6 protein-coding genes and 3 rRNA genes are annotated in these 15,330 nt (G+C 62.7%); 7 read left to right on the top strand and 2 right to left on the bottom strand.

Going from position 1 to position 15,330, the window contains the following annotated elements:
* The first annotated feature begins 13 nt into the window (after positions 1–13).
* The 7 genes from dnaE (at position 14) to BKN51_RS22745 (ending at position 13,293) form a co-directional block, all read left to right on the top strand.
* The gene (dnaE, locus tag BKN51_RS22775) at positions 14–3,598 is read left to right on the top strand and encodes a DNA polymerase III subunit alpha (protein ID WP_101609536.1); all 3,585 of its coding nucleotides are present in this window, start codon (positions 14–16) and stop codon (positions 3,596–3,598) included.
* On the top strand, positions 3,598–5,070 hold the full coding sequence (locus BKN51_RS22770) for an MFS transporter (RefSeq protein ID WP_101609535.1): 1,473 nt from the start codon (positions 3,598–3,600) through the stop codon (positions 5,068–5,070). The genes dnaE and BKN51_RS22770 overlap by 1 nt, the downstream gene beginning before the upstream one ends.
* 457 nt (positions 5,071–5,527) lie before the next feature.
* A complete protein-coding gene (locus tag BKN51_RS22765; protein WP_101609534.1) occupies positions 5,528–6,772 on the top strand; it encodes a low temperature requirement protein A in 1,245 nt (414 codons plus the stop codon).
* A gap of 349 nt (positions 6,773–7,121) precedes the next feature.
* Positions 7,122–8,638, top strand: a 16S ribosomal RNA gene (locus tag BKN51_RS22760).
* 321 nt (positions 8,639–8,959) lie between these two features.
* A 23S ribosomal RNA gene (locus BKN51_RS22755) occupies positions 8,960–12,098 on the top strand.
* A gap of 84 nt (positions 12,099–12,182) precedes the next feature.
* Positions 12,183–12,299: ribosomal RNA gene (gene rrf, locus BKN51_RS22750) — 5S ribosomal RNA — on the top strand.
* Together the 16S, 23S and 5S rRNA genes form the textbook arrangement of a ribosomal RNA operon.
* Before the next feature lie 592 nt (positions 12,300–12,891).
* On the top strand, positions 12,892–13,293 hold the full coding sequence (locus BKN51_RS22745; RefSeq protein WP_101613399.1) for a nuclear transport factor 2 family protein: 402 nt from the start codon (positions 12,892–12,894) through the stop codon (positions 13,291–13,293).
* 5 nt (positions 13,294–13,298) lie between these two features.
* Here BKN51_RS22745 and BKN51_RS22740 read toward each other — a convergent pair whose 3' ends face one another.
* Positions 13,299–14,066, bottom strand: a complete 768-nt coding sequence (locus tag BKN51_RS22740) for an SIR2 family NAD-dependent protein deacylase (RefSeq protein WP_233223742.1) — start codon at positions 14,064–14,066, stop codon at positions 13,299–13,301.
* 15 nt (positions 14,067–14,081) lie between these two features.
* Positions 14,082–15,281, bottom strand: coding sequence for an Ig-like domain-containing protein (locus tag BKN51_RS22735; protein WP_101609533.1), 1,200 nt, complete (start codon positions 15,279–15,281; stop codon positions 14,082–14,084).
* Positions 15,282–15,330: the final 49 nt, after the last annotated feature.

Here is a 15,330-nt window from a genome sequence, read left to right as displayed (position 1 = left end):
GAGGTTTTCGCTGGTGTCGAACGATTCCTTCGTCCACCTGCATGTGCACACCGAGTACTCGATGCTCGACGGTGCGGCGAAGATCGCCCCCTTGTTCAAGGAGGCGGCGCGGCTGGGCATGCCCGCGGTCGGCATGACCGACCACGGCAACATGTACGGCGCGGACGAGTTCTATCAGCAGGCGGTCAAGCACGACCTCAAGCCGATCATCGGCATCGAGGCCTACGTCGCGCCGGAGAGCCGGTTCCACAAGAAGCCGGTGTTCTGGGGGCAGGCCAACCAGCGTGGCTCCGACGAGTTCGGTGAAGGCGGCGACGTCTCGGGTAGCGGTTCGTACACCCACATGACGATGCTCGCCGCGAACGCGACCGGGCTGCGGAACCTGTTCAAGCTCTCGTCGCTCGCGAGCATGCAGGGCTACTACCGCAAGCCCCGGATGGACCGCGAGCTGATCTCGGAGAACCACGAAGGCATCATCGCGACCACCGGCTGCCCGTCCGGTGAGGTACAGACGCGCCTCCGGCTGGGGCAGCGCACCGAAGCGATCCAGGCCGCGTCGGACTACAAGGACATCTTCGGCGGTGAGAACTTCTTCCTCGAGCTGATGGACCACGGCCTGCCGATCGAGCGGTCGGTCCGCGAGGGCCTGCTCGAGATCGGCAAGCTGCTCGACATCCGGCCGCTGGCCACGAACGACTCGCACTACGTCACCAAGGACCAGGCCGACACCCACTCCGCGCTGCTGTGCGTGCAGGCGGGCAAGACGCTGAACGACCCGAACCGGTTCAAGTTCGACGGTGACGGCTACTACCTGAAGTCGGCCGCCGACATGCGGGAGTACTGGGACAAGGAAGTTCCCGGCGCCGCCGACTCGACGCTGCTGATCGCCGAGCGCGTGGAGTCCTACAAGGACGTCTACACGCACAAGGACCGGCTGCCGTTCTTCGAGGTCCCCGAGGGCTACGACCAGGGAACCTGGCTGCGGGAAGAGGTCGCGCGCGGTCTCAAGTGGCGGTACCCGGACGGCGTCCCGGACGAGTACTACAACGAGCGCATCGAGATCGAGCTCGACGTCATCATCGGGAAGGGCTTCCCCGCCTACTTCCTCATCGTCGCCGACCTCATCAACTACGCCCGTAAAGTCGGCATCCGCGTCGGCCCCGGCCGTGGTTCGGCCGCCGGCTCGCTGGTCGCGTACGTGCTCGGTATCACCAACCTGGACCCGATCCCGCAAAAGCTGCTGTTCGAGCGGTTCCTGAACCCCGAGCGCGTGTCCATGCCCGATATCGACATCGACTTCGACGACCGCCGTCGCGGCGAGATGATCCGCTACGCCACCGACAAGTACGGCGTCGACAAGGTCGCGCAGGTCATCACCTTCGGCACCATTAAGACCAAGGCGGCCATCAAGGACTCCGCCCGCGTCCACTTCGGCCAGCCCGGCTACGCGATCGCGGACCGGATCTCGAAGGCGCTGCCGCCGCCGATCATGGCGAAGGACATCCCGCTCTCGGGCATCGTCGACTCCAAGCACGAGCGCTACGGCGAGGCCGCCGAGGTCCGCGCGCTCGTCGAAACCGACGAAGAGTGCAAGACGATCTTCGAGACCGCCCGCGGCCTCGAAGGCCTGATCCGCAACGCCGGCGTCCACGCCTGCGCGGTCATCATGTCCTGCGACCCGCTGACCGACGCGATCCCGCTGTGGCAGCGTGACGACGGCTCGATCATCACCGGCTGGGACTACCCGTCGTGCGAGAACATCGGCCTGCTCAAGATGGACTTCCTGGGCCTGCGGAACCTCACCGTCATCGGTGACGCGATCGACAACATCAAGACCAACCGCGGGGTCGACATCGACCTCGACACCCTCGGCGTCGAAGACCCGGAGACGTACAAGCTGCTCGCCAGAGGAGACACACTCGGCGTGTTCCAGCTGGACGGCGGGCCGATGCGGGATCTGCTGCGCCGGATGCAGCCGACGGTCTTCGACGACATCGTGGCGGTGGGCGCGCTGTACCGCCCCGGCCCGATGGGCATGAACGCGCACAACGACTACGCGGACCGCAAGAACAATCGGCAGAAGGTCAAGCCGATCCACCCGCAGCTCGAGGAGCCCCTGAAGGAGATCCTGGCCGACACCTACGGCCTGATCGTCTATCAGGAGCAGATCATGCACATCGGCCAGAAGGTGGCCGGATACACGATGGGCCGCGCGGACGTGCTCCGCCGGGCCATGGGTAAGAAGAAGAAGGAAGTCCTCGATCTCGAGTACGAGGGCTTCGAGGCCGGGATGAAGGCCAGCCCGCTGATCGACGGCGGGTTCTCGCCGGAAGCGGTGAAGGCGCTCTGGGACACGATCCTCCCGTTCGCCGGCTACGCGTTCAACAAGAGCCACGCGGCCGCGTACGGCCTGATCTCCTACTGGACCGCGTACCTCAAGGCGAACTTCACGCCGGAGTACATGGCCGCGCTGCTCACCTCGGTCGGTGACAACAAGGACAAGTCCGCGGTCTACCTGTCCGAGTGCCGTCGCCTCGGCATCAAGGTGCTCCCGCCGGACGTCAACGAGTCGGCGCTGAGGTTCGCGGCCGTCGGGGGCGACATCCGCTTCGGCATGGGTGCCGTCCGCAACGTCGGCGCGAACGTCGTCGAGTCGATCATCAAGACCCGGGCCGAGAAGGGGAAGTACTCCTCCTTCACCGACTTCCTCGACAAGTCCGAACTGGTGGCCTGCAACAAGCGGGTCATCGAATCGCTGATCAAGGCCGGCGGGTTCGACTCGCTCGGCAACTCCCGGCTTTCGATGATCCAGGTGCACGAGGACGCGGTCGAGGCCGTGGTCCCGCTCAAGCGCCAGGAGGCGATGGGCCAATTCGACCTCTTCGGTTTCGGCGGGGACGACGACGCGGAAGCCGCCGTGTCTTCTTCACCGCTCGCGCACCTGAAGTTCGGCGAGGAGGAGTACCCGCGCAAGCAGCTCCTGGCCTACGAACGGGAGATGCTCGGTCTGTACGTCTCGGCGCACCCGCTGGACGGCGCCGAGCGCATCCTGCGCAAACACGCGCCGAGGCCGATCGCCGCGATCATCGCCGACCCGCCCAAGGAAGGCGAGCTGATCATCTCCGGGCTGATCACCTCGCTGGAGCGCCGGGTCAACAAGAAGGGCGAGCCCTGGGCGATCTGCACCGTCGAGGACATGGACGCCTCGCTGGAGGTCCTGTACTTCCCGAAGTCGTACGCGATGTTCTCCGCCGACCTCATCGAGGACAACGCGGTCCTGGTCAAGGGCCGGGTGAACTGGCGCGAGGACAAGATGTCCATCTTCGGCGGCGGGCTCGTGCCGCTCGACCTGTCCGAGATCGGGAACGGCGACGAGGACCTGCCGCTCGTCCTGCTGGCCGCGGCGGAGAAGCTCGACCAGTCGGTGGTCAGCGAACTGAAGCAGACCCTGCTGGCGCACAAGGGCGAAACGCCGGTGCACCTCAAGCTGGTCGGCAAGAACCAGACGGTCTTCGCGCTCTACGACTATCCGGTCAAGGTGACGTCGATGCTGATCGGTGAGCTCAAGGGCATCCCCGGGATCGCCGCCAGCACCTGATGAGCACCTACGAACCCGATCCGCGGCGCTGGAAGGCGCTCGCCGTCTCCCTCGCCGCCGGGTTCATGGGCCTGCTCGACGTCAGCATCGTCAACACGGCGCTGCCCTCGATCCAGCAGGACCTCGGCGCGTCGAGCGGCGGGATCCAGTGGGTCGTTTCCGGCTACGCGCTGGCCTTCGGGCTGGTGCTGGTCACCGGCGGCAGGCTGGGCGACGCGCTCGGCCGCCGCCGCATGTTCCTGTTCGCGCTCGCCGCGTTCGTGCTGACCAGCGCGTTCGCGGGCGCCGCGCCGAACGAAACGACGTTGATCGTCGCGCGGCTCCTGCAGGGCATCGCGTCGGGCATGATGACGCCGCAGAACAGCGGGATGATCCAGGACCTGTTCCGCGGCGCGGAGCGAGGCCGCGCGTTCGGCATGTTCGGTGCCACCGTCGGGATCTCGACCGCGGTCGGGCCGGTGCTCGGCGGCGTGATCCTCGCCGTCTTCGGTGATCCGGAAGGCTGGCGCTGGGTCTTCTACGTGAACGTGCCCATCGGGATCCTGGCGTTCATCCTGGCCTTGAAATGGCTCCCGAAAGCGGAGAGACCTGCGAGAAGCCTGCGAGGCGAGATCGACTTCGTCGGCATCATGCTGCTGGGTGTCGCCGTGCTCGGGGTCCTGCTCCCGCTGATCGAATCCGAACAGGGCGGCCTCAGCAGCCTGTGGTGGCTGTTCGTCGTCGCGGTGGTCTTCGGGTTCGCGTTCGTGCGCTGGGAACGCTCGATGGTGCGGCGCGGCCGTTCGCCGCTGCTGGACACGCGGCTGTTCACCGGCACGCCCGGCTACGCCACCGGTGCCGCCGTCGGCGCGCTGTACTTCAGCGGGTTCACCGGCATGTGGCTGGTCTTCGCCATCTTCTTCCAGCAGGGCCTCGGCTACACGCCACTGCAATCAGGACTCGCCGTCACCTCCTTCGCCCTCGGCTCGGCCGCGGCAGCGGCGATCGCGGGGCGGCTGGTGCCGAAGTGGGGGCGCAAGCTCACCGTCACCGGGCTGGTCATGGTGATCGCCGGGATGCTCGCGGTCGCCTTCCTGGCCGGTCGGGATCCCGGCGCCTCGGCGGGCTGGTGGTTCGCGCTGCCGTTGCTCGTCGGCGGGATCGGCGGCGGCATGGTCATCTCGCCCAACACCACGCTGACCCTGGAATGCGTGCCGACGTCGATGGCGGGCGTGGCCGGGGGCGCGCTGCAGACCGGGCAGCGGATCGGCACCGCGATCGGCACGGTCGTCCTGGCCTCGGTCTTCCACGCGGTACTGGGCGCGAACGGCGGTTATCCGTCGGCGCTGACCGCGGCGATGCTGTGCGCCGCCGCGTTGACGTGCTCGGCGCTCTTACTCGCCGTGATCGAACTCCGCGCGCGCCGGAATCGGCGTTTGCTCACTGAGCGGGAGGAAGCCGACAGGGCTGCCGCCGACAGTCAACGCGGCTGAGTCATCCGCGCCCGTCACTGACTACGGTCGGCGAGACCGAATGCTCCATCCGAGTGACTGAAGTAGCCAAGCTCTGGTGCTACTCAGAGCAACCGGGTACACCTTACGGTGCCTTCACTGCGGTGTCTTGGCTACCGACAGTGGTATTTCTGTCGATCGATCGGGGATGGATCGATCGGCTGGAGCGATCGTGGCGAGTCCGGAGTTTTCAGGAATGGACACCCACGGTCACGAGCCGGTGGACGGCCGTCGGCGTCCGCGGGGGACCGTTCGGCGGCACCCGGCTCACCACCACTGACCAGCCGAGTCCCGGTGAAGCAATCGCGCGGGTGGGTCCGTGCGGGGACGCCTGGGGAGGTGCACCCGGCCCGGACCCACCCGCCGCGCGTTTCTCCGAGTGTGTGAACCGCTTCCGGCTGCGAAGATCTTCGCGAGTTCGAGATTGCGAGGAGCACCCATGGCGGAGAGTTCTGAGGGGCGGAATCGCCTGCGGGTCTGGTACCGGCCCATGAAGATGCGGGATTCCGGTGAAGGCCACCGGGTGGCGACGCCACTGGAGCTGTTGTTCGACCTGTGTTTCGTGGTCGCCGTCGCGCAGGCCGCGGCCGGTCTGCACCACGCCATCGCCGAGAACCACATCGGGCACGGGGTGCTCAGCTTCGCGATGGTGTTCTTCGCGATCTGGTGGGGCTGGCTGAACTTCAGCTGGTTCGCGTCGTCGTTCGACACCGACGACGTCCTGTATCGGCTGGTCACGATGGTGCAGATCGCCGGCGGGCTGACCGTGGCGGCCGGCGTCTCGTCGGCCTTCGAAGGCGACTTCACGATCATGGTGATCGGCTACGTCCTGATGCGGCTGGCGATGGTCGTGCAGTGGCTGCGCGCCGCGCGGACCGATTCGCAGTGCCGTCCGGCCGCGTTGCGGTACGCCATCGGCATCACGATCGTCCAGATCCTGTGGATCGTCCGCCTCGGCCTGCCGGAGTCCCTGGCCCTGCCGTCGTTTTTCGTGTTCCTGCTGGCCGAGCTCGCGGTCCCGCTGATCGCCGAACGCCGACGGCCCACCGGCTGGCACCCGCACCACATCGCCGAACGCTACGGCCTGTTCACGATCATCGTGCTGGGTGAATCCATCCTCGGCGCGACCACGGCGGTCAAGGAGGGGCTGGACGAAGGCGAGCACACCGGCAGCCTGATCTCCCTCGCCGCCGCGGGACTCGTGCTGGTCTTCTCTCTGTGGTGGCTGTACTTCGACCAGCCGGGGCACGCCCGCCTCGAAAAGGCGAAGAACCTGTTCACCGTGGCGAGCTGGGGTTACGGGCACTACCTGATCTTCGCGTCGGCGGCCGCCCTCGGCGCCGGTCTCGAGGTCGCGGTCGACTACGACACCCACACCGGGCACGTCGCCTCGCTGCCCGCAGCCATGGCGACGACCGTGCCCGTCGCGATCTACCTGCTGAGCGTCTGGCTGATGCACATCGGGCCGACCAACGAATGCCGCCCGATCGCGATCGGCTTCCCGGTGACCGCGGTGCTCGTGCTCGCCGCGTCGTTCACGCCGGCGCCCATCCACATCACCGCCGGGCTCGCCGCCGCCCTCGTCGTGCTGACGGTCGTCGCGACGCACGGGGAGCCGATCCCGGGTGAACGCAAGATCGACGCAGGTCAGAGCGTCGGCGCGAAAAAAGGGACCCCCCTGTAAACGCCGGTTTCGGGCCGTGTAATGTTCTCTTCGTCGCCAGGGAAACCGAGCGGCCGCCGGGAACACGAACCAAGCTCCCACCAGATGGTGGTAGAGTGGGTGATCCCGAAACGGAGAGGTAACCAGACCCCCGCTGAAACGGCAGTTTCAAGCAGGTGTAGGGTGAGCTCCGAACAAAAGCCAAGAAATAACTGCTTCGGATAAGGCCGGGTTTTGCTCGGTGCGATTCGGGGTGTGTTGCTTGAGAACTCAACAGTGTGCTAGTGAACTAAGCCAGTAGAGCTTATGTATTTGAACCTCGTTTGAGGTTCCTTTGAGAGCAAGTATATTGCCTCGATCAAATTTGACATTGTTGGAGAGTTTGATCCTGGCTCAGGACGAACGCTGGCGGCGTGCTTAACACATGCAAGTCGAACGATGAAGCCTTCGGGTGGATTAGTGGCGAACGGGTGAGTAACACGTGGGCAATCTGCCCTGTACTTTGGGATAAGCCTGGGAAACTGGGTCTAATACCGGATATCACTGACTCTCGCATGGGGGTTGGTTGAAAGTTCTGGCGGTACAGGATGAGCCCGCGGCCTATCAGCTTGTTGGTGGGGTAATGGCCTACCAAGGCGACGACGGGTAGCCGGCCTGAGAGGGTGACCGGCCACACTGGGACTGAGACACGGCCCAGACTCCTACGGGAGGCAGCAGTGGGGAATATTGCACAATGGGCGAAAGCCTGATGCAGCGACGCCGCGTGAGGGATGACGGCCTTCGGGTTGTAAACCTCTTTCGCCAGGGACGAAGCGCAAGTGACGGTACCTGGATAAGAAGCACCGGCTAACTACGTGCCAGCAGCCGCGGTAATACGTAGGGTGCAAGCGTTGTCCGGAATTATTGGGCGTAAAGAGCTCGTAGGCGGTTTGTCGCGTCGTTCGTGAAAACTCCACGCTTAACGTGGAGCGTGCGGGCGATACGGGCAGACTTGAGTTCGGTAGGGGAGACTGGAATTCCTGGTGTAGCGGTGAAATGCGCAGATATCAGGAGGAACACCGGTGGCGAAGGCGGGTCTCTGGGCCGATACTGACGCTGAGGAGCGAAAGCGTGGGGAGCGAACAGGATTAGATACCCTGGTAGTCCACGCTGTAAACGTTGGGCGCTAGGTGTGGGCGACATCCACGTTGTCCGTGCCGTAGCTAACGCATTAAGCGCCCCGCCTGGGGAGTACGGCCGCAAGGCTAAAACTCAAAGGAATTGACGGGGGCCCGCACAAGCGGCGGAGCATGTGGATTAATTCGATGCAACGCGAAGAACCTTACCTGGGCTTGACATGCGCCAGACATCCCTAGAGATAGGGCTTCCCTTGTGGTTGGTGTACAGGTGGTGCATGGCTGTCGTCAGCTCGTGTCGTGAGATGTTGGGTTAAGTCCCGCAACGAGCGCAACCCTTATCCTACGTTGCCAGCGCGTTATGGCGGGGACTCGTGGGAGACTGCCGGGGTCAACTCGGAGGAAGGTGGGGATGACGTCAAGTCATCATGCCCCTTATGTCCAGGGCTTCACACATGCTACAATGGCTGGTACAGAGGGCTGCGATACCGCGAGGTGGAGCGAATCCCTTAAAGCCGGTCTCAGTTCGGATCGCAGTCTGCAACTCGACTGCGTGAAGTCGGAGTCGCTAGTAATCGCAGATCAGCAACGCTGCGGTGAATACGTTCCCGGGCCTTGTACACACCGCCCGTCACGTCATGAAAGTCGGTAACACCCGAAGCCCATGGCCCAACCGCGTAAGCGGGGGGAGTGGTCGAAGGTGGGACTGGCGATTGGGACGAAGTCGTAACAAGGTAGCCGTACCGGAAGGTGCGGCTGGATCACCTCCTTTCTAAGGAGCAACACATCCACCCTGCCGGGATACCCGGATCAACAGTGGTGGAGTGGGCACGGCTCAACACCCAAATGTGGTGTTGCCGGGCTTGCTCAAGGAATTGTGGAACTACTGGTTATGGTTTGAGGTCAGGTTGCCGGCAAGTGTGAGTACTGCCTTCTTCGGGAGGCGTGGAAAGTGTTCTGCCGGGTTTGATCGAGAATTGTTTGCTGGCATGCTGTTGGGTCCTGAGGCAACACGCCGAGGGGCTTTCACGCTCCGGGAGTTTGTTTCTGGTGTGGTGTTTGAGAACTGTAGAGTGGATGCGAGCATCTTTGTGGTCAAGTTATTAAGGGCACATGGTGGATGTCTTGGCTTCAGGAGCCGATGAAGGACGTGGGAGGCTGCGATATGCCTCGGGGAGCTGTCAACCGAGCTGTGATCCGAGGATTTCCGAATGGGGAAACCCAGCACCAGTTATGTGGTGTTACCCGCATCTGAATATATAGGGTGTGTGGAGGGAACGCGGGGAAGTGAAACATCTCAGTACCCGTAGGAAGAGAAAACAACCGTGATTCCGTGAGTAGTGGCGAGCGAAAGCGGAAGAGGCTAAACCATGCACATGTCAAGCTGTCAGGCGTTGTGTGTGTGGTGTTGTGGGACCCGCCTTGGAAGATCTGACAGTCTTCCGGGTTTACGCGTGTGTTAGTGGAACGCCTTGGGATGGGCGACCGGAGTGGGTGAGAGTCCCGTACGCGAAAACACATGTTAGTGAATCTTGGTGGTGTTCCCGAGTAGCAGCGAGCTCGTGGAATTTGCTGTGAATCTGCCGGGACCACCCGGTAAGCCTAAATACTTCCTGAAGACCGATAGCGGACTAGTACCGTGAGGGAAAGATGAAAAGTACCCCGGGAGGGGAGTGAAAGAGTACCTGAAACCGTGTGCCTACAAGCCGTCAGAGCCCGAGCACATCCTTTGGATGTTACGGTGATGGCGTGCCTTTTGAAGAATGAGCCTGCGAGTTAGTGCTGCGTGGCGAGGTTAACCCGTGTGGGGTAGCCGTAGCGAAAGCGAGTCTGAATAGGGCGTCTGAGTCGCGTGGTCTAGACCCGAAGCGGAGTGATCTACCCATGGCCAGGCTGAAGCGTCGGTAAGACGACGTGGAGGGCCGAACCCACTTAGGTTGAAAACTGAGGGGATGAGCTGTGGGTAGGGGTGAAAGGCCAATCAAACTCCGTGATAGCTGGTTCTCCCCGAAATGCATTTAGGTGCAGCGTCACATGTTTCACCACGGGGGTAGAGCTACTGGATGGTCTAGGGGCCTTACCGGGTTACCGAAATCAACCAAACTCCGAATACCGTGGTGTGAGAGTGTGGCAGTGAGACGGCGGGGGATAAGCTTCGTCGTCGAGAGGGAAACAGCCCAGAACACCAGCTAAGGCCCCCAAGTGTGTGCTCAGTGGGAAAGGATGTGGGATTGCCCAGACAACCAGGAGGTTGGCTTAGAAGCAGCCACCCTTGAAAGAGTGCGTAATAGCTCACTGGTCAAGTGGTCCTGCGCCGACAATGTAGCGGGGCTTAAGCACACCGCCGAAGCTGTGTCATTCATGCAATACATCGGCTCAACTCCTTGAGGGTTGTGTCTAGTGGTGTGGATGGGTAGGGGAGCGTCCTGCATCCAGGGAAGCGGCGGCGGAAGCCAGTCGTGGAGGGTGTGGGAGTGAGAATGCAGGCATGAGTAGCGAATGCAGAGTGAGAAACTCTGCCGCCGGATGACCAAGGGTTCCTGGGCCAGGCTAATCCGCCCAGGGTAAGTCGGGACCTAAGGCGAGGCCGACAGGCGTAGTCGATGGATAACGGGTTGATATTCCCGTACCCGAGCACGTGCGCCCAGGATGAGGCGGTTGATACTAACCACCCAAAGCCAGCTACCAATGTCTTCGGACGGAGGTTTCTGTGTGGAGCGTGGGATCTGATTCCGTAGTAGTCGAGTGATGGGGTGACGCAGGAAGGTAGCTCCGCCAGTGAGTGGTAGTACTGGTGTAAGCGTGTAGGCCGAAACATAGGTAAATCCGTGTTTCATTAAGGCTGAGACGTGATGCGTAGCCGATTGAGGTGAAGTAGAGTGATCCTATGCTGCCGAGAAAAGCCTCTAGCGAGTGCGTGCACGGCCCGTACCCCAAACCAACACAGGTGGTCAGGTAGAGAATACTAAGGCGATCGGGTGAACTGTGGTTAAGGAACTCGGCAAAATGCCCCCGTAACTTCGGGAGAAGGGGGGCCAGTGTTCCTGAAGTCCCTTGCGGACTAGGGAATGGTGGCCGCAGAGACCAGCGGAAAGCGACTGTTTACTAAAAACACAGGTCCATGCGAAGTCGCAAGACGATGTATATGGACTGACGCCTGCCCGGTGCTGGAACGTTAAGAGGACCGGTTAACCCCTTTGGGGGTGAAGCTGAGAATTTAAGCGCCAGTAAACGGCGGTGGTAACTATAACCATCCTAAGGTAGCGAAATTCCTTGTCGGGTAAGTTCCGACCTGCACGAATGGCGTAACGACTTTCCGGCTGTCTCAACCACAGGCCCGGCGAAATTGCACTACGAGTAAAGATGCTCGTTACGCGCGGCAGGACGGAAAGACCCCGGGACCTTTACTATAGTTTGGTATTGGTTTTCGGTTCGGCTTGTGTAGGATAGGTGGGAGACTGTGAAGCTGGCACGCTAGTGTTGGTGGAGTCGTTGTTGAAATACCACTCTGGTCGGATTGGGAATCTGAACCTCGGACCATGATCTGGTTCAGGGACAGTGCCTGATGGGTAGTTTAACTGGGGCGGTTGCCTCCTAAAGAGTAACGGAGGCGCCCAAAGGTTCCCTCAGCCTGGTTGGCAATCAGGTGTTGAGTGCAAGTGCACAAGGGAGCTTGACTGTGAGACAGACATGTCGAGCAGGGACGAAAGTCGGGACTAGTGATCCGGCACCACCTGGTGGAAGGGGTGTCGCTCAACGGATAAAAGGTACCCCGGGGATAACAGGCTGATCTTGCCCAAGAGTCCATATCGACGGCATGGTTTGGCACCTCGATGTCGGCTCGTCGCATCCTGGGGCCGGAGTAGGTCCCAAGGGTTGGGCTGTTCGCCCATTAAAGCGGCACGCGAGCTGGGTTTAGAACGTCGTGAGACAGTTCGGTCCCTATCCGCCGCGCGCGTAGGATACTTGAGGAAGGCTGTCCCTAGTACGAGAGGACCGGGACGGACGAACCTCTGGTATGCCAGTTGTCACGCCAGTGGCATGGCTGGTTGGCCACGTTCGGAAGGGATAACCGCTGAAGGCATCTAAGCGGGAAGCCTGTTCCAAGATGAGGTATCCCACCCTTGATGGGTTAAGGCCCCCAACAGACCATTGGGTTGATAGGCCAGAAATGGAAGCACAGTAATGTGTTATCGAGTTGACTGGTACTAATAGGCCGAGGACTTGCCCACAAAGATGTTACGCATCCACTCTACAGCTCTGAAACACCACACAACCACCAGCGGTATCAGGTGGTAGTGGTTGTTTCATAGTGTTTCGGTGGTTATAGCGTCAGGGAAACGCCCGGTCCCATTCCGAACCCGGAAGCTAAGCCTGACAGCGCCGATGGTACTGCAACCGAAGGGTTGTGGGAGAGTAGGACACCGCCGGACTAACATTAAAGAAGAAAAGGGTCCAGGCCCCGGTCGAGAACCACGAGTTCTCCCGGGGCCTGGACCCTTTTTCAGTACCCACCTGCAGAGCGCTGTCGGCCAGGGTGGTCGTGAGTGACAATTCGGGTTCTAACCCGAAACGCCACTCACGACCCACCCGACCCACAGCCTCGTGAGCGGCAAAGACGGTTCTAACCGCCCTTACCACTCACGAGATCCGCAGGCGGTCCTCGCACGTGGCCCTGGCCCGCGGGAAGTACATGAAGGCCCCCTTCACTGCGTCTAACGCAAGGAAGGGGGCCTTCACATACCTCCGACTAGACCGAAAGGACCCCTTCACGTACTTGCGACACGAGGCGAAAGGCCCCTTCGGCCCACCGACAGCGGAAACGACACCCTCGCGCGCAGCCTCGTGAGTGGCGATTCGTGTTCTAACCGCCTTTACCGCTCACGAGGCTCTCGCCTCATGCGGTCACGTGACGTACTCCTGGTCCCCGATACCGTGAAGCCGACGGCCATGCTCAAGGAGTTGGCACCGGCACAGATGGCGCATGTGTCGCCGACAGAACCGATCGAGCGAACAGGAGCGGGGATGACCGACGATGTGGCCGGCCAAGTGATCAAGGCCGAGCAGGATCGGATCCAATGTCTCCTCGACGTGGATCGCGGCACCTACGACCGCCTGCACGCCGCGGAGTACCGGTTGTGCAACCCGACCGGCACCGTGTGGACGAAGGCCGAGTACCTGGATCTCCTCACCACCGGGCGGGTCGCCTACCAGGAACTGGAGCTGACCGGCGACGTGGACGCCATCGTCGGCACCGACGTCGTCGTCCTCCGCTACCGGTGCTTTATCGAACTCACCGTCGACGGCGCGGACATCCCGCGGCACGAGGCCTGGCACACCGACGTCTACACGAATGCCGGCGGCACGTGGCGTTGTGCCTGGTCGCAAGCCACCGGCATCATGGACCTTCCGTCAGCCGCATCCTGACCCACTCACGAGACGTGGCCCGAAGCAGTGAGGGCCGGGAGCGTCTCACCGAGCGGGCCGCGGACGACCGCGGTCGCCATCGAGTCATACGGCGTCTCGGAGCCGTTGAAGATCACCACGTCAGCCCCAGCCCGTGAAGCGACGCTCACCAGCGAGGCGGCCGGCTGCACGCTCAGCGAAGACCCTGCCACCAGTAAGAGATCACTCCCGGAGACAGCGGCACGCGCGGCCCGGAGCAGGGTCTGATCCAGGTGCTGGCCGAACGAGATCGTGGCGGACTTCAGGATGCCGCCGCACTCCAGGCAGGGCGGATCGGTCTCGCCAGCCCGGACGCGCTCCAGGGTCGCGCGCATGTCCCGGTGATCGTCACAGGACAGGCAGGCGGACTCGAACATCGTCCCGTGCAGTTCCAGCACCTGCTCCGGCGGAGAACCAGCCTTCTGATGCAGGCGGTCGATGTTCTGGGTGACGATGTGCGTCGGCGACAGGCGTTCGAGCGCGTAGTGCGCGGCGTTCGGCACTGCATCCCAGCCGGGGTGCACCAGCCGCGCCTGCCAGGTCCGTTCCCGGACTTCGCGACTGCCTCGGTATGCCTGGAGGTTCGACATCTTCTCCGCGGCCGGGTCGCGGGTCCACAGGCCTTGAGGGCCCCGGAAGTCGGGGATGCCCGAATCCGTGGAGATCCCGGCGCCGGTCAGTGCGACGATCCGGCCGGCGCCGGCCACGAGCGTGCGGGCCTTGCTCAGTGCGGCATCGGGGCCGGTGGTGGTCACCGGCCCATCATGCCCCTACTTGACGGCGCTGCCCGCCTGCCAATCCGCCCACGACTTCGACCAGTCGCCGTAGAGGTCCCAGACCGGCAGCTGCGGGCCGCCCGAGTTGGTCACCTCGACGACGTCGCCGAGCCCCATGTTCTGGTAGAACCACTGGGCGTTGGCGGCGTTGAGGTTGATGCAGCCGTGCGACACGTTCGAGCTGCCCTGCGCGCCGACGCTGTTCGGGTTCTCGTGGACGAACTCGCCGTCGTTGGAGATGCGCAGCGACCATTTCTCGTTGGCCTTGTAGTACCCCGGCTGACCTTGGCAGACGCCGTAGGTGCACGAGTCCATCGTGTAATTCTCGTGTTTGTCCGAAATGACGTGCGCGCCCAAATGCGTCGGCGTCGCGTCCTTGCCCATGGAAATGGGCATCGATTTCGCCAGCTGGCCGTTGTGGAAGATCTGCATCTGTTCGGTGTTGCCGTCGGCCTTCGCGACCCAGGAATCGTGCACCTTGTACGTTTCGGTGCGGTCGGTCGCGCCGTAGACGCCATTGCCGAAATCGACGCCGTAGATCATCGCCGACACCTTGAGCGTCGTCCCCGGCTGCCAGTACACCTTCGGGCGGTAATGGACGTTCTTGTCGTCGATCCAGTACCAGGAGCCCTCCTGCTTCGGAGTGGACTCCACCGACAGCTTCTTCTCCACGTCGGCCTTGTTCTTCACCGGCTGGCCGAACGCGAACACGATCGGCTGCCCGACGCCGACCCCGCCGGACGCGACCGCCGAGGGCGCCGGGATCAGGTTCGGGTTCGCCTGCTGCTTAGGGCTCAGGGTGGACACCCTGCTCTGCTGCTCCACGGGCTTTCCGTCGGTGCCCTGGGCATGCGCCACGATCTTGTAGGTGCTGCCGTAGCCGAGCGGCTCGACGGTCTTCCAGCTGAGCCCGTCGCCCGCCAGTTCGCCCTTGACCTGCTTGCCCTTGTCGGCGTTGCTGACCGTGACGTCGGTCAGTTTGCCGTGCTCGGCCTTGACCACCACCGGGGTCGCCGGATTGACGTCGGTCCCGCCCGCCGGATCGATGGTCACCGAGACCGGGCTTTCGCCCGATTCGGCACTGGTACCGGTCGAATTCGCGGGACCGTTCCCGCCCGAGGACGAACAGGCCGAGATCAGCAGTATCGCGGCGAGTATTCCGGCCGTCGAAAGTAATGTCTTCTTGGGAAACATATAGTTCTCTCTTTAAAATATAACCAGTACGTCGCTCGATCAGCGGAAA

Origin of the sequence: Amycolatopsis sp. BJA-103 (assembly GCF_002849735.1) — a bacterium.
Taxonomy (GTDB): Bacteria; Actinomycetota; Actinomycetes; order Mycobacteriales; family Pseudonocardiaceae; genus Amycolatopsis.
This window is presented reverse-complemented; position numbering and strand designations above follow the sequence as displayed.

Coding starts and splice junctions, on each gene's coding strand:
- BKN51_RS22735 (WP_101609533.1), bottom strand. CDS start 15,281: ATGTTTCCCAAGAAGACATTACTTTCGACGGCCGGAATACTCGCCGCG.
- BKN51_RS22765 (WP_101609534.1), top strand. CDS start 5,528: ATGGCGGAGAGTTCTGAGGGGCGGAATCGCCTGCGGGTCTGGTACCGG.
- BKN51_RS22745 (WP_101613399.1), top strand. CDS start 12,892: ATGACCGACGATGTGGCCGGCCAAGTGATCAAGGCCGAGCAGGATCGG.
- BKN51_RS22770 (WP_101609535.1), top strand. CDS start 3,598: ATGAGCACCTACGAACCCGATCCGCGGCGCTGGAAGGCGCTCGCCGTC.